This window comes from Citrobacter sp. RHBSTW-00887 (genome assembly GCF_013728095.1).
Taxonomy (GTDB): domain Bacteria; phylum Pseudomonadota; class Gammaproteobacteria; order Enterobacterales; family Enterobacteriaceae; genus Citrobacter; species Citrobacter braakii.
In genome coordinates this window covers 2,452,515-2,471,146 of sequence record NZ_CP056267.1, presented here as the reverse complement: position 1 = coordinate 2,471,146, position 18,632 = coordinate 2,452,515, and the positions used below count along the sequence as shown (strand labels likewise).

The 18,632-nt window shown below is 52.2% G+C and carries 16 protein-coding genes and 1 pseudogene; 13 read left to right on the top strand and 4 right to left on the bottom strand.

What is annotated here, in order from left to right; translation table 11 throughout:
• Window positions 1–94 precede the first annotated feature (94 nt).
• The 4 genes from lolB to dauA all read left to right on the top strand — a co-directional run bounded on the left by lolB (window position 95) and on the right by dauA (window position 4,538).
• Entirely contained in the window at window positions 95–718 is a 624-nt protein-coding gene (lolB, locus tag HV314_RS11760; protein WP_047358971.1) for a lipoprotein insertase outer membrane protein LolB, read from the top strand.
• Window positions 715–1,566, top strand: coding sequence for a 4-(cytidine 5'-diphospho)-2-C-methyl-D-erythritol kinase (gene ispE / locus HV314_RS11755; protein ID WP_181548046.1), 852 nt, complete (start codon window positions 715–717; stop codon window positions 1,564–1,566). Before lolB ends, ispE begins: the two co-directional genes overlap by 4 nt.
• A gap of 217 nt (window positions 1,567–1,783) precedes the next feature.
• Window positions 1,784–2,731, top strand: coding sequence for a ribose-phosphate diphosphokinase (gene prs / locus HV314_RS11750; RefSeq protein WP_001518537.1), 948 nt, complete (start codon window positions 1,784–1,786; stop codon window positions 2,729–2,731).
• A gap of 151 nt (window positions 2,732–2,882) precedes the next feature.
• Window positions 2,883–4,538: a C4-dicarboxylic acid transporter DauA gene (dauA, locus tag HV314_RS11745; RefSeq protein WP_239006877.1), complete on the top strand. Its 1,656-nt coding sequence runs from the start codon at window positions 2,883–2,885 to the stop codon at window positions 4,536–4,538.
• Between the two features lie 97 nt (window positions 4,539–4,635).
• On the opposite strand, the gene HV314_RS11740 is transcribed toward dauA, so the two are convergent.
• Together HV314_RS11740 and HV314_RS11735 are read right to left on the bottom strand one after the other, a co-directional pair.
• Entirely contained in the window at window positions 4,636–6,099 is a 1,464-nt protein-coding gene (locus tag HV314_RS11740) for a pyridoxal phosphate-dependent decarboxylase family protein (RefSeq protein ID WP_016156743.1), read from the bottom strand.
• Window positions 6,100–6,114: 15 nt separating this feature from the next.
• Window positions 6,115–7,500, bottom strand: coding sequence for a diaminobutyrate--2-oxoglutarate transaminase (locus tag HV314_RS11735; RefSeq protein ID WP_019076946.1), 1,386 nt, complete (start codon window positions 7,498–7,500; stop codon window positions 6,115–6,117).
• A gap of 611 nt (window positions 7,501–8,111) precedes the next feature.
• On the opposite strand from HV314_RS11735, the gene lysC reads away from it, so the two are divergent.
• Complete coding sequence (gene lysC / locus HV314_RS11730; protein ID WP_181548044.1) at window positions 8,112–9,473, top strand: lysine-sensitive aspartokinase 3; 1,362 nt, start codon at window positions 8,112–8,114, stop codon at window positions 9,471–9,473.
• Window positions 9,474–9,597: 124 nt separating this feature from the next.
• Here the strand turns inward: lysC and ychH are convergent, their stop codons facing one another.
• Entirely contained in the window at window positions 9,598–9,879 is a 282-nt protein-coding gene (gene ychH / locus HV314_RS11725; protein WP_016153301.1) for a stress-induced protein YchH, read from the bottom strand.
• Window positions 9,880–10,153: 274 nt separating this feature from the next.
• On the opposite strand from ychH, the gene pth reads away from it, so the two are divergent.
• Window positions 10,154–10,738 (top strand): aminoacyl-tRNA hydrolase, encoded by a 585-nt coding sequence (gene pth / locus HV314_RS11720; RefSeq protein ID WP_181548043.1) that lies wholly within the window; start codon window positions 10,154–10,156, stop codon window positions 10,736–10,738.
• A gap of 115 nt (window positions 10,739–10,853) precedes the next feature.
• Window positions 10,854–11,948: a redox-regulated ATPase YchF gene (gene ychF / locus HV314_RS11715; RefSeq protein ID WP_016153303.1), complete on the top strand. Its 1,095-nt coding sequence runs from the start codon at window positions 10,854–10,856 to the stop codon at window positions 11,946–11,948.
• A gap of 390 nt (window positions 11,949–12,338) precedes the next feature.
• Here the strand turns inward: ychF and HV314_RS11710 are convergent.
• A pseudogene (locus tag HV314_RS11710) lies at window positions 12,339–13,389 on the bottom strand (alpha/beta hydrolase).
• Window positions 13,390–13,608: 219 nt separating this feature from the next.
• Here HV314_RS11710 and HV314_RS11705 point away from each other — a divergent pair.
• The 6 genes from HV314_RS11705 (at window position 13,609) to HV314_RS11680 (ending at window position 18,520) form a co-directional block, all read left to right on the top strand.
• On the top strand, window positions 13,609–14,289 hold the full coding sequence (locus tag HV314_RS11705; protein WP_181548042.1) for a heavy metal response regulator transcription factor: 681 nt from the start codon (window positions 13,609–13,611) through the stop codon (window positions 14,287–14,289).
• 15 nt (window positions 14,290–14,304) lie between these two features.
• Window positions 14,305–15,774, top strand: a complete 1,470-nt coding sequence (locus HV314_RS11700; protein WP_181548041.1) for a heavy metal sensor histidine kinase — start codon at window positions 14,305–14,307, stop codon at window positions 15,772–15,774.
• Window positions 15,775–15,844: 70 nt separating this feature from the next.
• On the top strand, window positions 15,845–16,495 hold the full coding sequence (locus tag HV314_RS11695; RefSeq protein ID WP_423064584.1) for a flavodoxin: 651 nt from the start codon (window positions 15,845–15,847) through the stop codon (window positions 16,493–16,495).
• A 51-nt stretch (window positions 16,496–16,546) separates the two neighbouring features.
• A complete protein-coding gene (locus tag HV314_RS11690; protein ID WP_181548039.1) occupies window positions 16,547–17,194 on the top strand; it encodes a DUF4405 domain-containing protein in 648 nt (215 codons plus the stop codon).
• A 107-nt stretch (window positions 17,195–17,301) separates the two neighbouring features.
• Complete coding sequence (locus HV314_RS11685) at window positions 17,302–17,781, top strand: (R)-mandelonitrile lyase (protein ID WP_181548038.1); 480 nt, start codon at window positions 17,302–17,304, stop codon at window positions 17,779–17,781.
• Window positions 17,759–18,520 carry a carboxymuconolactone decarboxylase family protein gene (locus HV314_RS11680; RefSeq protein WP_137352333.1) on the top strand — a complete coding sequence of 254 codons (762 nt, stop codon included), beginning with the start codon at window positions 17,759–17,761 and terminating at the stop codon, window positions 18,518–18,520. The genes HV314_RS11685 and HV314_RS11680 overlap by 23 nt, the downstream gene beginning before the upstream one ends.
• Window positions 18,521–18,632 lie beyond the last annotated feature (112 nt).

Genomic DNA, 18,632 nt, shown 5'->3' with positions numbered 1-18,632 from the left:
GCGATTTAAGATAACTTGAACGTAGACGATGTATGATGGCGGCGCTAGCATTAAGAGTTATAACTGCAACGTATCTCAAGGATTTGTCATCATTATGACCCTGCCTGATTTTCGCCTGATTCGCCTGCTGCCGTTGGCGGCCCTGGCTCTTACCGCCTGTACGCTCAACGCGCCGAAAGGTCCCGGCAAAAGCCCTGACTCTCCACAGTGGCGCCAGCACCAGCAGGAAGTACGCGCCCTGAACCAATATCAGACGCGCGGTGCGTTTGCGTATATTTCCGATCAACAGAAAGTCTATGCCCGCTTTTTCTGGCAACAAACCGGACAGGATCGCTACCGTCTCCTGCTGACCAATCCCCTGGGCAGCACTGAACTGGAACTCAATGCCCAGCCGGGCAACGTCGAACTTGTCGATAACAAAGGCAAGCACTACACCGCTGACGACGCCGAAGAGATGATTGGTAAGCTGACCGGCATGCCTATTCCATTGAATAGCCTGCGCCAGTGGATCCTTGGCCTGCCGGGAGACGCCAGCGATTACAAACTCGACGACCAGTATCGTCTGAGTGAAGTGAACTACAGCAAAGACGGTAAAAACTGGAAAGTGGTCTATAGCGCCTACGACAGCAAAATTAAGCCTGCGATGCCGGCAAACATGGAACTGTCCGACGGCGATCAGCGTATTAAGCTGAAAATGGATAACTGGATTGTGAAATGATGACCCACTGGCCCTCTCCGGCAAAACTGAATCTGTTTTTATACATCACCGGGCAGCGTGCGGACGGTTATCACACCTTGCAGACGCTATTCCAGTTTCTTGATTATGGCGACACGATAGGTATTGCACTGCGTAGCGACGGAGAAATCCGCCTGTTAACGCCGGTGGAAGGCGTTGCACATGAAGACAATCTCATTGTCCGTGCGGCGCGCTTGCTGATGAAGGCGGCGTCTGAAAGCGATCGCCTTCCCAAAGGGAGCGGCGTCGATATCAGTATCGAAAAACGCCTACCGATGGGCGGCGGTCTTGGCGGAGGTTCGTCTAATGCAGCTACCGTCCTGGTGGCGCTGAATCACCTCTGGCAGTGCGGACTTTCGGTTGATGAACTGGCAGGACTCGGCTTAACGCTGGGGGCGGACGTTCCCGTATTCGTGCGCGGCCATGCGGCCTTTGCCGAAGGCGTAGGTGAAATTCTGACGCCGGTCGAGCCAGAGGAAAAATGGTATCTGGTCGCCCACCCGGGAGTCAGTATTCCGACGCCGGTGATTTTTAAAGATCCCGACCTCCCGCGCAACACGCCAAAAAGGTCAATAAAAACGTTACTAAAATGTGAATTCAGCAATGATTGCGAGGTTATCGCAAGAAAACGTTTTCGCGAGGTTGATGCGGCGCTTTCCTGGCTGTTAGAATACGCGCCGTCGCGCCTGACTGGTACAGGGGCTTGTGTCTTTGCTGAATTTGACACTGAGTCTCGTGCTCGCCAGGCGCTTGAGCAAGCCCCGGAATGGCTCAAAGGCTTTGTGGCGAAAGGTGTCAACCTCTCCCCATTGCACAGAGCGCTACTCTAAATCATTCGGGTTTCAGGAAGATGGCGAAATATGCCAGCACACATGAAACGTGAAAGATGACGAGTAAGCCGGGCAAGCTGAGTTGCGGTGACAACGTCACCCTGTTCCAGACGTTGCATCGCGCTCTTTAATACACCGCATGGAGAGGATACTGCCTGGCCCGCACAGTTTTCGGCAGATTCTTTCCACCAATGGACGCATGCCTGAGGTTCTTCTCGTGCCTGATATGAAGCTTTTTGCTGGTAACGCCACCCCGGAACTAGCACAACGTATTGCCAACCGCCTGTACACTTCACTCGGCGACGCCGCTGTAGGTCGCTTTAGCGACGGCGAAGTCAGCGTACAAATTAATGAAAATGTACGCGGTGGTGATATTTTCATCATCCAGTCCACTTGTGCCCCTACTAACGACAACCTGATGGAATTGGTCGTTATGGTTGATGCGCTGCGCCGTGCTTCCGCAGGCCGTATCACCGCCGTTATTCCTTACTTCGGCTATGCACGTCAGGATCGTCGCGTACGTTCCGCTCGTGTACCGATTACTGCTAAAGTCGTCGCTGATTTCCTGTCCAGCGTTGGCGTTGACCGCGTCCTCACCGTTGACCTGCATGCTGAACAGATCCAGGGCTTCTTTGACGTACCGGTTGATAACGTATTCGGTAGCCCGATCCTGTTAGAAGACATGCTGCAGCTGAATCTGGACAACCCGATTGTGGTTTCTCCGGACATCGGTGGCGTCGTGCGTGCCCGCGCTATCGCTAAACTGCTGAACGATACCGACATGGCTATCATCGACAAACGACGCCCGCGCGCGAACGTTTCTCAGGTGATGCACATTATTGGTGACGTTGCAGGTCGTGACTGCGTGCTGGTTGATGATATGATCGATACCGGCGGTACGCTGTGTAAAGCAGCAGAAGCACTGAAAGAACGTGGTGCAAAACGCGTATTTGCTTACGCTACCCACCCGATCTTCTCAGGTAATGCGGCAAACAACCTGCGCAATTCAGTGATTGATGAAGTCGTTGTCTGTGACACTATTCCACTGACTGACGAAATCAAAGCACTGCCAAACGTGCGTACATTGACCCTGTCGGGTATGCTGGCCGAAGCGATTCGTCGTATCAGCAACGAAGAATCCATCTCTGCTATGTTCGAGCATTAATCGAGCCCGGCTCAAAAACCCGCTGCGGCGGGTTTTTTTATCTGCAACATCTATTTGTATGACTTATGCCTCCTTCACCTGCCATTTAGTTGACAGATGATGCGCTCATGGATGAAACATTATTGTGAACAGATTATTTTCCTCACATGTGATGCCTTTCCGCGCCCTCATCGACGCTTGTTGGAAAGAAAAATATACCGCTTCTCGCTTTACCCGCGACCTGATCGCCGGGATAACCGTTGGGATCATTGCCATTCCGCTGGCGATGGCCCTGGCAATAGGCAGTGGCGTGGCACCGCAGTACGGCTTGTATACCTCAGCCGTGGCTGGGATTGTTATCGCCCTTACCGGGGGTTCACGTTTTAGCGTATCTGGCCCAACTGCCGCCTTCGTGGTGATTCTGTATCCGGTGTCGCAACAGTTTGGGCTGGCAGGCCTGCTGGTCGCAACGCTAATGTCCGGGATATTCCTGATCCTTTTCGGCCTCGCCCGTTTTGGTCGCCTGATCGAATATATCCCGGTATCCGTTACGTTAGGTTTTACATCGGGTATTGGTATCACCATCGGTACCATGCAGATTAAAGATTTTCTCGGTCTGCAAATGGCCCATGTCCCGGAGCACTACCTGCAAAAGGTCGGCGCGCTGTTTATGGCCCTGCCAACCCTCAACGTTGGCGATGCCGCAATTGGCGTGGTGACGCTGGGGATCCTGATTTTCTGGCCGCGTCTGGGGATCCGACTGCCGGGCCACCTTCCTGCGCTGCTGGCAGGCTGTGCGGTAATGGGGATTGTGAACCTGACCGGTGGCCATGTCGCCACCATCGGTTCTCAGTTCCACTACATTCTGGCTGATGGCTCGCAGGGTAATGGCATCCCGCAGTTGCTGCCGCAACTGGTATTACCGTGGGACATGCCGGAGTCAAACTTTACCCTGAGCTGGAGTTCGTTACAGGCGCTGTTACCGGCCGCCTTCTCCATGGCGATGCTCGGGGCGATTGAATCTCTACTGTGCGCCGTCGTGCTCGATGGGATGACCGGCACCAAGCATAAAGCCAACAGTGAGCTGATTGGCCAGGGCCTGGGTAACATCGTGGCACCGTTCTTCGGTGGTATCACCGCCACGGCGGCAATTGCCCGTTCTGCGGCAAACGTCCGCGCCGGGGCGACCTCACCAATTTCAGCGGTCATCCACGCGATTCTGGTGATCCTCGCCCTGCTGGTGCTTGCGCCGCTGCTTTCCTGGTTACCGCTTTCCGCCATGGCCGCCCTGCTGCTAATGGTGGCATGGAACATGAGTGAAGCGCATAAAGTGGTGGATCTGCTGCGTCATGCGCCAAAAGACGACATCATTGTCATGCTTATGTGTATGTCGCTGACGGTGCTATTCGACATGGTGATCGCCATCAGCGTCGGTATCGTTCTCGCCTCCCTGCTGTTTATGCGTCGTATCGCGCGCATGACGCGTCTGGCGCCGGTCAACGTAGACGTACCTGACGATGTGCTGGTGCTGCGCGTTATTGGCCCACTTTTCTTTGCCGCTGCGGAGGGATTATTTACCGATCTCGAATCGCGTATTGCAGGTAAACGTATTGTGGTCTTGAAGTGGGACGCGGTCCCGGTACTGGATGCCGGTGGTCTGGACGCTTTCCAGCGTTTTGTAAAACGCCTCCCGGAAGGGTGTGAACTGCGGATCAGTAATCTGGAATTCCAGCCGTTACGTACCATGGCGCGCGCGGGCATTCAGCCGATTGCCAGACGCCTGACGTTCTTCCCGAATAAAGACGCCGCGCTGGCAGATATCAGCTGACGTGTAGCCCAGCCAGGCGAAGCGCCGCCGGACTACAAATGACAGGCAAAAAAATGGCTCCCGTGTGTGGGAGCCATTTTTATAACCAGCTTATTGCTTACGCGTTCAGCAGTTGCTCAGCTGTCGCTTTCACGCTTGCCAGCAGGACTTTGACATCCTCCAGACACACCGTTGGGTTCAGCAGCGTCAGCTTCAGGCAGGTTACGCCATCCGCTTCGGTCACGCCAACGTTGGCGCTACCAGAAGCCAGCAGAACGTCGCCAATACGCTGGTTTAACAGCGCAACGAACGCCATGTCGTCACTGTGCGGACGGAAACGGAACAGCACGCTTGCCAGCTGCGGCTCCATCACCAGTTCCAGGTGTGGCTGAGTTTTCACAAACGCAGCCACATCACGCGCCAGCGTTACGCCGTTATCAATGATTTCGGCATACTGCTTTTTGCCCAGCGCTTCGAGCCCCATCCACAGCTTCAGCGCGTCAAAACGGCGCGTGGTCTGCAGCGATTTCGACACCAGATTCGGTACGCCCGCCTCTTCATCGAAATCAGAGTTCAGATACGCCGCCTGGTAACGCATCAGCTCGTAGTGGCGCGCGTCTTTCAGCAGGAACGCGCCGCAGCTGATGGTCTGGAAGAACTGTTTGTGGAAGTCCAGCGTCACGGAATCCGCCAGTTCAAGGCCGTTCAGGAAGTGACGATACTGCTCAGAAAGCAGTAACGCCCCGCCCCATGCTGCATCCACATGCATCCAGATCTGGTGTTCTGCCGCCAGCGCCGCAATGTCCGCTAACGGATCGATTGCGCCCGCATCGGTAGTACCAGCAGTGGCGACAATCGCCATCACCTGTTCGCCGTTGGCTTTCGCCTGGGCCAGCTTGTCTTTCAGGTCAGCCAGATCCATGCGTGAGAACGCATCGGTCTTCACCTGGGTGACGGAACGGTAACCCAGCCCCATCAGCGCCATGTTCTTCTGCACAGAGAAGTGCGCGCTTTCAGAGCAAAATACTTTGATTTTGCTCAGGTCGCCGGTCAGACCATTCTGCTGAATGGAATGCCCCTGGCGGGCAAAGAAGGCGTCGCGCGCCAGCATCAGGCCCATCAGGTTGCTCTGGGTGCCGCCGCTGGTGAACACCCCCGCGTCGCCTGCCGCATAGCCCACCTGCTCACGCAACCATTCGATCAGTTTGATCTCAATGATGGTCGCCGACGGGCTCTGATCCCAGGAGTCCATACTCTGGTTGGTGGCGTTGATCAGCACTTCTGCCGCCTGGCTAATCACCAGGCTCGGGCAGTGCAGGTGCGCCACGCACTGCGCATGGTGAACCAACAAGCTGTCTTTCAGAAAGTATTCAACCGCACGCTCAATAGCGGCCTGGTTGCCCAGGCCCTGAGACGTAAAATTCAGGTTGATACGTTCGCGCAGTTGCTCAACGGTTTTGCCCTGATACATCTCAGGTTGCTTCAACCATTCAACGACCGCTTGCGTACTCTGCTCGATAGCGTCCTGGTAGGCAGCAATGCTTTGTGCCGAGCCGGACAGAATCGGATTTACGTCTGACATTCGATCCAACTCCGTTTAAACCGGCTTCACGCCAGCGCCCAGCAGGGCATTTTCGAATTTATCGAGGAAAATCTCCAGCTCTGCGTTGGTGATCAACAGAGACGGCAGCAGACGCAGTACGCAACCGTTACGGCCGCCACGCTCAAGAATCAGGCCGTTTTCGAAACATTTTTTCTGCAGCAGCGCGGAAAGCTCGCCATCAGCCGGGTAGCAGCCCATGTGATCCTGCGCTTCGTTCGGCTTAACGATTTCCAGACCAATCATCAGGCCCAGACCACGTACCTGGCCGATAACCGGGTAACGTTTCTGCAGGTCAGTCAGTTTGCCTTTCAGCCACTCGCCCTGGGCAGCAACTTTATCGGCAATCTTGTCGTCTTTGAGAATTTTCAGCGTTGTCAGACCGGTCGCCATCGCCAGTTGGTTGCCGCGGAAGGTGCCAGTGTGATGGCCCGGAGCCCACGCATCGAACTGCTTTTTAATACCCAGTACAGCCAGTGGCAGACCGCCGCCAACCGCTTTGGACATCACGATGATATCCGGCTCAATACCGGCGTGTTCGAAGGCGAACAGTTTACCCGTGCGCGCGAAGCCTGCCTGAACTTCATCGATAATCAGCAGAATGCCGTGTTCCTGGGTCACTTTACGAATACGCTGCAGCCACTCGATCGGAGCCGGGTTTACCCCGCCTTCGCCCTGCACCGCTTCGAGGATCACGGCAGCCGGTTTACGCACGCCGCTCTCAACGTCGTTGATCAGGTTTTCGAAGTAGTAGGTCAATGCTTTGACGCCAGCGTCGCCGCCGATACCCAGCGGGCAACGGTACTGATGCGGATACGGCATAAACTGCACTTCCGCCATCATGTTGCTGACGGCTTCTTTCGGCGACAGGTTGCCGGTCACGGACAGCGCGCCGTGGGTCATCCCGTGGTAGCCACCGGAGAAGCTGATGATGCTGGAACGGCCGGTAACTTTCTTCGCCAGCTTCAGCGCCGCTTCAACGGCATCGGCACCGGACGGCCCGGTGAACTGCAGGCAATACTCTTTGCCCTGGCCCGGTAATAAAGAAAGTAAATACGATGAGAATTCATCTTTTAACGGTGTGGTAAGGTCAAGCGTATGTAACGGTAAGCCGCTTGTGATGACACTTTGAATGCTCTGCAGCACTTCAGGATGATTATGACCAAGCGCCAGGGTTCCGGCACCTGCCAGGCAATCAAGATATTGATTATTTTCTACGTCAGTAATCCAGACGCCCTGCGCTTTAGCAATCGCTAATGGCAGTTTACGTGGATAGCTGCGGACATTAGATTCAAACTCAGCCTGTCTTGCTAAAAAGGTATCATTGCTCTGTGGTAATGAATTAGCACTTAAAGTATCAATACGGACTTTATCCGTCATCATATCACTCCTACAACCAGGTGTAGATTAACGCCTGATTGAATAAATGGTTATAAGGGTTACCTGTAAAAAAGCGCGGCTAATATATGTTGTTTTAGCCCTGGACTCAATCATTTATTTTTCAACACATTTAGCGGGTGTTTTTTCTTTATAATTCAAAGTGTAACAGCCACCCTTCATTACGAAATCCTAAAGAAATATATCTATTTAATTAACAATTACCGTAGCCAATTGCAACGCATACGATGTTATAAAAACCATGTGATTTTCATGTTTTTATTATTTTTTTACACGTTTTTACCATTAATAATGTACGCGTTTTCTTGTTACGACATGATTTTTCACTTATTTGTCGATAAATCGAATAAAAAAGTCGATCCCTAAATATAAATCACTTAGTATGGCGCGCTTATTTGCAGGCTATGTAAATAAAATTAATGCGCAGCACCCGGTAACGCGTACAGGCGACACGCGTTTTCGACAACAGGAATTCCCTGGGTTGTCAGCAGAAATGTTCGCGGGCGGACATTTCGTAAGGCGAACACCGTTTCCCCTTATGCCGAGAATGAAAATTTTCTAGCCATACTTTTATGGCGCCCTGATATGAGATTGTTATGACTCGCATTTATCCACCATCCGTCGTTGCCAAATTTGGCGGCACCAGCGTCGCTGATTTTGATGCGATGAACCGAAGCGCCAGCATTGTCCTTGCTGATCAAGATGTCCGTTTAGTCGTACTGTCTGCTTCAGCAGGCGTTACAAACTTACTGGTCGAGCTTTCTGAAGGTCTGGAAACGCATCAACAATTAGATAAGCTTGAGACCTTACGCGCCATCCAATACAACATTATTTCCCGCCTGAAGCAGCCGTCCGTTATCAGCACGGAAATCGATAATCTTCTCAACAACATCCGCCATCTTGCACAAACGGCGACCGTTTCACCGTCTGATGCGCTAAGCGATGAATTGGTCAGTCACGGCGAGCTGATGTCCTCTTTACTGTTTACTGAAGTCTTACGTGAACGGCATGCCGAGGCCGGGTGGTTTGACGCCCGCAGCGTGATGCGTACCAACTCCAGTTTCGGCTGCGCCGAACCCGAACTCGGTACCTTGCACCACCTGGTGGAGACTCACCTGCGCCCTCGTCTTGAGCAAGCGATTATGGTGACCCAGGGGTTTATCGGCCGGGATGCCGCAGGGCATACCACTACGCTGGGACGCGGTGGTAGTGATTACACGGCGACTCTTCTCGGTGAGGCGCTTCACGCCGCACGCGTGGACATCTGGACCGATGTCGCAGGGATCTACACCACCGATCCGCGCATTGCGCCGCGGGCCAAACGGATTGACCACATCTCATTTTCCGAGGCCAGCGATATGGCCGCCTTCGGTGCGAAGGTCCTCCACCCGGCTACGCTGCTTCCGGCAATGCGCAAAAGCATTCCGGTGTTTGTTGGCTCAAGTAAGGATACTGCTGCCGGTGGTACGCTGGTGCATACCACCACCGACAACCCACCTCGCTATCGTGCGCTTGCCGTGCGCCGTAAACAGACGCTGTTGCGATTGCATAGTCTGGAGACACAACCGTCAGGTTCTTTCCTGGCGCAGTCCTTCGCCATTTTAGCTCGCCACGCGGTCACGGTGGATTTGGTTACAACCTCAGAGAACAGTATTGCGCTGGCGCTGGACGCGACTCACGCAACCTCAGGTGAAGATCATATACTGACCAGCGCATTGTTTACCGCATTGTCCTCCCACTGTCGTGTGGAAGTGGAAACCGGACTGGCATTAGTGACTTTGGTGGGGAATCGGCTGACTCAGGCGGCGGGTGTTTGCAAAGACGTTTTTGCCTGGCTTGAAGGGCATACGGTGCGAATGATTTGCCACGGCGCGTCAAATGACAACCTGTGTTTCCTGTTGCCCGCTGAAGACGCGGATAGCGCGGTTAAAACGTTACATTATCGGTTATTCGAATAACGTTTCTTATATTCCGTAGCGAATATAAAAGTGCGTTCTATGCAAGGATAATGAACAAGCAGAGTCCTGGTTTTTCAACCAGGACTTTGTATTCAAACCGCAGCCCTCTCTGCCGGGAAACGATTTAGTTATGACGATGAGTGGTATCGCCGCGACGACAGCGTTTGTCATAATGGCGTACCCACCAGTAACGGTCACTGATTTGCTCGTGCCCGCCTACTCTGGCTCCCGCCAACCACAGAACACCACCTACAAAAATACTGAGCACGGCACCATGTGCGAAAAACTGTGGCAGATTAAATTGCGGCAATTGGTTTAAAATAGAGTAACCAACACCCCCCACCATCACCACCAACCCTAAAGCCATGAGCACGTTACCGAGTAACGAAGCGTTTTTGCGTTTCATGTGTCACCTCCGGAACTTTGGGTTGCTACAGGGAATACCCCTAATCCTTATGTGTAAAGTATAGACAACACTGCCGTTCGCAAGTGCGGGAGCGATCACAATTACAAACACTCGCGCAACAAAACTTTACAAATAAGCTACTGAACATACTCAATTTCTAATAGTCCATTTGTGCAATTATTCAGTTTTTGGCGATTAGAACGCAGTTTTTTGTCAAGAGCAGCATCAGACAGTAAACTACACGTCGTTTATGGAAACACTCAGGACAAAACACGTGACGATTAAATTGATTGTCGGCCTGGCGAACCCCGGCGCAGAGTATGCGGCAACGCGACACAACGCAGGCGCATGGTATGTCGATTTACTGGCAGAGAGATTACGCGCGCCCCTACGTGATGAGCCGAAATTCTTCGGCTACACCTCCAGAGTAACGCTCGAAGGGGAAGATGTCCGTTTGCTGGTACCGACCACATTTATGAATCTCAGCGGCAAGGCCGTGGGTGCGATGGCCAGTTTTTATCGTATCAATCCCGATGAAATTTTGGTCGCGCACGACGAATTAGACCTGCCGCCTGGCGTGGCAAAATTTAAGCTCGGTGGCGGTCATGGCGGACATAATGGCCTGAAAGACATCATCAGCAAGTTGGGCAATAACCCCAACTTTCATCGTTTACGCGTGGGAATTGGTCATCCGGGTGATAAAAGCAAAGTTGTCGGATTTGTTTTAGGCAAACCGCCTGTTTCAGAACAGAAGTTAATTGATGAAGCAATTGACGAAGCGGCACGTTGTACCGAGATTTTATTCAAAGATGGCCTGACCAAGGCAACGAGCCGGTTACACACCTTTAAAGCGCAATAAGCAGCGATGTGCGGCATTTTTCTCGCGTGCTGTGTATAATAGGCAGAGTTATTTACTTTTCTACAATCTGTTTTCCATAACAGGTTGAATATCAAAAGATTAAGGTGATTTAAACATGGGATTCAAATGCGGTATCGTCGGTTTGCCAAACGTAGGCAAATCCACCCTGTTCAACGCGCTCACAAAAGCGGGTATTGAAGCGGCAAACTTCCCGTTCTGTACTATCGAGCCGAACACAGGTGTTGTCCCGATGCCCGATCCGCGTCTGGATCAGTTGGCCGAAATCGTCAAACCACAGCGTATCCTGCCAACAACGATGGAATTCGTCGACATTGCCGGTCTGGTAAAAGGCGCGTCCAAAGGCGAAGGTCTGGGTAACCAGTTCCTGACGAACATCCGTGAAACCGAAGCTATCGGCCACGTGGTTCGTTGCTTTGAAAACGACAACATCATCCACGTTAATAACAAAGTGGATCCGGCTGACGACATTGAGGTTATCAATACCGAACTGGCGCTGTCTGACCTGGATACCTGTGAGCGCGCTATCCATCGCGTACAGAAGAAGGCTAAAGGCGGCGATAAAGACGCTAAAGCGGAACTGGCTGCACTGGAAAAATGCCTGCCACAGCTGGAAAACGCTGGCATGCTGCGTGCGTTGAAAACGCTGACCGATGAAGACAAAGCGGCTATCAAATACCTGAGCTTCCTGACGCTGAAGCCAACCATGTATATCGCCAACGTTAACGAAGACGGTTTTGAAAACAACCCATACCTCGATAAAGTGCGTGAAATCGCCGCAGCTGAAGGCTCCGTGGTTGTTGCAGTTTGCGCTGCCGTTGAAGCTGACATCGCAGAACTCGATGATGCTGACCGTGAAGAATTCATGGCTGAAATGGGTCTGGAAGAACCTGGTCTGAACCGCGTAATCCGCGCTGGTTACGAACTGCTGAACCTGCAGACCTACTTCACCGCTGGCGTGAAAGAAGTTCGTGCATGGACCATTCCTGTTGGCGCAACGGCTCCGCAGGCGGCGGGTAAAATTCATACTGACTTCGAGAAAGGCTTTATCCGCGCACAAACCATCGCGTTTGAAGATTTCATCACCTATAAAGGTGAACAGGGCGCGAAAGAAGCCGGTAAGATGCGTGCAGAAGGTAAAGATTACATCGTTAAAGATGGCGATGTGATGAACTTCCTCTTCAACGTCTAAACAAAACTTCTCGTCTCATGAGGTTTCATCAAATCTCATGAATATTGAAAAAGTCTACAAAATCCACGCAATTGCGTGGATTTTTTCATTTCATAGAGTGTAAATCCATCTCGTAACGAGACAGTACAAACAAGAGCTCGTTATGCTCACCGGAATTCAATGCGGTAATGCTAAACCTAAAGTTGGCCTGGACCACGAAGTAAAACCTTACAGGCAAAAAATAATCCTCAGATGTCCCTGCCGTTTTATGAATTTCATTCATAGCGGCTATTTAATGTGCGTAATTATCTTTCCTCCCGACTTCGTTAGTCTTGGTCACATGCGGACACACTCTTTATGTCCTGATATGACCAGCCTGAGTGGCTGGCCAAAGGTATCGTCTGACAGGGGTTAAATACTCTTATCGAAGAAGACGTCCAGCTTTTGCAAAGCCTTGTCAACGTACTCAGGAACCCAATACGTCTCGATATGGGTAGCGCCATCGATCAGGAAGAGTTCTTTGTCTTTTGTACCGGTGGCTTTCGCAAACGCATCTTCCGTCATATAGAGCGTATCGGCTTTTGTACCAGCAATCATCAGCAGCGGTTTATTGATGAGATTGATATGGTCCGTAACGTCAAAACTCATCAAATCTAACAGGCTGCTTGTCGTGTATTTAAACGTAGAGTTCGGGTGCGCGTGAGTTTTCCAGTAGTACTCATAGCCCTGTCGATATAAGGCAAAAGGTAACTTAGCGATCTGTTCATCAGTCAGATTGGCATCACCGGAGTACAGGACTTCGCCTCCGGAAGCTTCCTGAGCACGTGCGTCAGAAGCCTGCTGAAGACGCTGCTGAATAGTATCCAGCTGTGAGTCCTGAAAACCGTTGCGGCGCACCAGGCCTGAATTAAACATGCTGATGGTTGCGATCGATTTAAACCGTTGATCCGTTTCGGCCGCAACAAGTGAAAAACCGCCGCCTCCGCAAATACCCAGCAGACCGAGGCGGGAAGTATCCACTCCCGGATACTGGCTGATGTAGTCAGCCATGCCGTGGATATCCTCGATGCGATTAGCGGGTTTATCCACGCTGCGAGGCATCCCACCGCTCGCGCCCTGATAAGCCGCGTCGGCAGTAATCGTGATGTAGCCCTGCTCGGCGAGACGCTGGGCATACAAGCCTGCGACCTGCTCTTTTACGCCGCCATTCGGATGTGCAACCACCACGGCAGGGTATTTTTTGGCGGGATCGTAGTTAGCAGGGGTATAGACATTCGCAGCTATCTGAATGCCATGCAGATCGTACTTCACCGGATGAATGTTGACCTTGCCTTTGACGTTCTCAGTGATGGCACCGTCATAGGCCAGGGTGAATGGATTTTTTTTTGTAATCAGCCGCATTGACTGAGGTGGCCCCGGTTATTGCCGTGAGCAGTATTGCAGTTAACAGATTGAATTTCATGGTCTCTCCCGATGAGTTTCAGGCTTGCGGATTTAAATGTGCAGACTCAGGTTAGAGAGAGAGGCCTGTCAGCATCGTGACAGGTAAATAACATTTTTGTCAGCAAGCAGGCTGAGATGGCTTCATGTTTCTGACAATGCTGTCAGGTAAGCGTCAGCTTTATGTTGGCAATCAAGAGGCAGAATAAGCCCGATTGAACAGTTAAGAGGAAATCCCGTTATGCGCCTGTTGCTAGTCGAAGATGAAGAAAAAACGTCAACCTATCTCAACCGTGCGTTGAGTGAATCGGGATTTACGGTAGATGTCTCTGCAGATGGCGCTGAAGGTCTTCATTACGCGCTGGAGCTTGACTACGACGCGATAATCCTTGATGTGATGCTGCCGGGGATGGATGGCTACCGGGTACTCGAGGGGCTGCGAACCGTCAAACAAACGCCGGTACTGATGCTCTCGGCCCGCGGTTCGGTCGACGAGCGCGTTAAAGGGCTTCGACTTGGCGCTGATGATTATCTCCCTAAGCCCTTTTCGCTGATTGAACTGGTGGCGCGCATTCAGGCACTGGTGCGTCGCCGCGCTACGGATGGCGCAGACATCACCCAACTGCAAATTCACGATCTGCATCTCGACCTGCTGGCCCGCCGCGTATTTCGCGCCGGAACGCGACTGGAATTGACCGCAAAAGAGTTTTCCCTGTTAAGTCTTCTGGCCCGGCATCAGGGGGAGATCCTGTCAAAAATGATGATTGCTGAGCAGATATGGGACATGAATTTTGACAGCGATGCCAATGTGGTTGAAGTCGCCATTAAACGTCTGCGAGCCAAAGTTGATGCCCCATTCGACGTCAAACTGTTACATACCGTTCGTGGCATGGGGTATGTCCTCGAAGTCCGGTCGGAATAAATGAAGAGGCTCAGCATGCCTAAACGTTCCATCTCCGTTCACCTGGCGCTGATGTTTGCCTTATCCGCGCTGCTGATTGTGTCCATTATCGGTATCTTGCTCAGAAGCTCCTTACATGACTCTTTGCAAAAGCAGATGCACAACGAACTGTTGTTCCGGGAATCATTAATGAGTCCGTGGATCGCCGCACGAACCTCGGCTGACGGCTGGTCGACGTTGGCTAATAAATTTACTCTGCTAACCAATTCTGAAGGTGAGCGCGTTCGCTACTGGATAGTGAGCGATAACCCGCGCTTTAGCATGGGGGGAATACCACCGGTGGGCGTTCAGTGGTCTTCTTTGCAGGAGGGATTTAATAAAGTGCCCGGCGCATCGGAAGGTGCATGCTCACTGTTCCTGTTAGTGAAAACCATCCCCGCCAACGGTGAAAGGCCTGAGCTGCGCTATGTGGTTGCCATCGACTCTACGCCGTATATGGGCACACTTGATGCGTTCACACGAACGCTGCTGATTATTGCCGCGCTGGGCGTACTGATTGTCGCCTTACTGGGATACGTTGTTTCACGGATTGGCCTGCGTCCGGTGGGCATGCTCAGTCAGCAGGCACAACACCTTGCACCAGGTGACCATGGCCAGCGCCTGAATACCTGCGCGTTGCCCGAAGAACTGCAGCAACTGGCATCATCATTTAACGGTGTGTTAGAGCGTCAGGAAATCGCCTGGCGACAGCTCGAGAGCTTTAATGCCGATGTTGCGCATGAACTTCGTACCCCGCTGACTAACCTGATCGGCCAGACGCAACTCGGGCTATCACGCCGACGTTCACAAGATGAACTGGAAGAGTTATTGGGTTCAAACCTGGAGGAGCTTGAACGCATGACGTCGATAGTTAACGACATGCTGTTCCTGTCTCATGCGCACGCGGGTGAACATGCTTCCCAGCTTACGCAAGTCTCCCTGCGCGAAGAAACCCTGAAAACAGCGGAATATGTTGAACCCTCTTTTGCTGAAAAACAGCTTTCGCTGGAGGTTGAGGGCGACGTCACGGCGCATATCGACAGGCGGCTGTTTCACCGTTCACTGGCTAATTTGCTGGAAAATAGCGCCAGGCATTCCCCCTCCAATAGCACGGTTACGGTGCGCTTAAGCGAAAAAGGCAATCAAGTTTGTGTAGACGTTTCTAACCCTGGCGATCCGATAGCGCCAGAGCACTTACACCGGCTTTTCGAACGGTTCTATCGTGTTGACACCTCCCGAGCCAGGAGTGATACCCATCATGGGCTGGGCCTGTCGATTGTCCGTGCCGTCGCCATTATGCACCGGGGAGATGTCTTTGCCCGTAGCGAGAACGGTATCAATACCTTTGGCCTGACGTTTGCTAAACAGCCTGACGCTATCCGAATCGGGAGACTGATTTCAGAGACAAAATCGGGATCTCCGCGCGCAAAGACTTCTGACAAAATTGTCAGAGAGTCGTCAGTCTGATGTCAGGCTATCTGCGCCAGAATCACTGCTGATACTCACCACGGCTGATTGAAGGAATGAAACAGTGAGAATGAAAAAGGTATTTAGCGGGTTTCTGGCGATGATGGTCATGGGGCTTCTGGGGCAGCCCGCGTTCACATCAGAGGATTCATCCGCACACGCCCGCACGCTGATTATCTACTTTTCACAGCCAGAGGAGATGAAACCTGGTGCCGTGGATGGTTTTTCCGGGGCCAGCGTATTACAAAAAAATACGCCGGAGACCGGCAGCACGCAGTTTATTGCGCAACTGATTCAGAAGCAGACTCACGGCGATCTGTTTCGCATTGAAACCGCCACTCCCTACCCTCGCCAGCATGATGCACTTTTGCGCGTTGCCGAAAAGGAACAGCAAACGAAAGCCAGCCCCTCGCTAAAAACGCCGCTCCCTGACCTGAGCGATTACGACACCATTTACGTCGGCTACCCCATCTGGTGGTATACCATGCCAATGGTGATATACAGCCTCTTTGAGCAAAATGACTTTGCAGGCAAAACGGTCGTTCCCTTTACCACCCATGGTGGCAGCAGGTTAGCCGACTCCCTGCGAGAAATTACTCGCATGCAGCCACAGGCCAAATTAATCACTAGTGCGCTCGCGATCTCGCGCAACGATATTTCAGCTCCTGACGTACCCGCGCAGGTTGAGCAATGGGTAAAACAAGTCCAGCCACAGCGTTAATCCCTCGACATGAAGAAAATTTATATTTTCCAGGTCATGCAGGATGCGCTGATGACGTTACTTCTGTTGGTATTGATGGGATTTCACCTTCACGGTGAAATCGTGCATGAATGGGCGGGTATTATTTTTACGCTGCTCATCATGCTGCATTTATATCTTAACCGGCATCGCTTGTGGTCACTGTCGCCCAATATTCCGTTAACCATGCTGGTAGTTAACAGAATCATTAATGCAGTGACATTCGTTGTCATTCTGACCGCGATTGTCTCGGGCATGATGCTGTCCCGACATATCCTTCTGGACCAGGCTTTCCACAACCCGGCGAGCTGGGTCAGGAAAGTACACATGACGTCGGTCCACTGGGGAATGCTCATTCTGGCGCTGCATATCGGGTTGCACTGGAAAATGCTGGCGACTTTTTTCTGCCGGGTCCTGAACATCTCCAGCAATTCATTCTATGCAAATGTCATGATGCCAGGAGTTTTTTCGCTAATCGCACTACTGGGATTGTACGAATTACTAAACCGGGACTATCTCGATTATTTGTTGATGAAGGTCGATTTCTCCTTTTTCGATTACGATGAATCTGCCCTTCTTTTTTATCTACGCTACCTGGCCATTATTGTTTTATTTTCATTAATGACACGGTTTTCGCTTTGGTGCCTTATTTTTAGAAAAGACAAAGCAGCGTCACCATAATAAGGGTTAACTGACAGAATTGTCAGGCTGGCGTCAGTCTGACGACATCTCCCCCTGATTAGAATCATTGCAGACCCTCTCCATCATTGTAGATAAGGACGCTTTGCATGATCAGACATTTACGTTACCTCGGGCTGTTACTGCCCCTCTTTACGTTTTCATCCTGGGCGGCGGAGCAAAATCCCGCTGTCCATATCGCCACCGCCGGAAGCGAGAATGCGGTGTACGGGCCAGCAGAGAACTTTACCGGTCGCGTCCGGGTTGATCCTCTCTTCAAACCAGATAACGAAATTAGCGTTTCCGGGGCTTATGTCACCTTTGAGCCAGGTGCTCGTTCCGCCTGGCATACGCATCCGGCAGGCCAGCGGCTGATTGTGACCTCGGGAGTTGGGCTTGCCCAACAAGAAGGCCAGCCGGTGCAGGTCATCCGCGCTGGCGACGTTGTCTCTTGCCCAGCGGGCGTCAAACACTGGCACGGGGCAGCCCCCGGCAGCGCAATGACGCACCTGGCGATAACCGGGATTGTGGATGGCAAAAGCGTTAACTGGATGGAGAAAGTGACAGATGAACAATACCACGCCCATTAAGGCATTAACGGCAGCGGTACTGCTGACCTTTGGTTTGGGTCTCACGGCACATGCTGCGCCCGTCAATAAAGGAGCCTCAGAAATGAACCACGAACAAACGGTTTCAGATACGCTGTCAGCTCGCCAGCAAGCCATCCCGTTGATTGCGGCATCAATGGCCAGCAGTCAGATGGATAAGCTGAATGCCGCACTGAATCAGGGGCTTGATGCAGGACTTACGATAAACGAGACCAAAGAGATTCTCGTCCAGCTCTATGCCTATACGGGATTTCCCCGTAGCCTGAACGCGCTGAATGAACTGATGAAAGTCGTCGAAGCACGTAAACAACGTGGCGTTGAAGACGTTGAAGGTAAAGAGCCGGTCGCCGCCATCCCTGTCGGAGATGAGCTTCGCCGTGTCGGTACCGCAAACCAGACTAAAATCTCCGGCGCCCCCGTCCAGGGACCTCTGTTTGATTTTGCCCCGGTCATTAATCAATTCCTACAAACGCATCTGTTCGGCGACATTTTCGCCCGCGATAACCTCGACTGGCAAAGCCGCGAGCTGGCAACGGTTGGCGCATTAGCCGCCACGCCGGGCGTTGAAGCTCAGCTGTTATCGCATACGCGAGCCAGCATGCGAGTCGGCCTGACGGCAGCGCAACTGCGCCAACTGGCACAGGTTCTGCGTGAACATGGCGAAGAAGATGCGGCTACGCGGGCGGAACAGGCGCTGCAACGGGCGTTAGCAAACAGTTAGGCGTTGGTTTGAGACGATACGGTGCTAATCCTCCGCATTCATGAGTCTGCCAAATAAGGGCAATCAAAGGTGCTAAATAATTCACGCTGACAACTCAGATATGATTGAACGG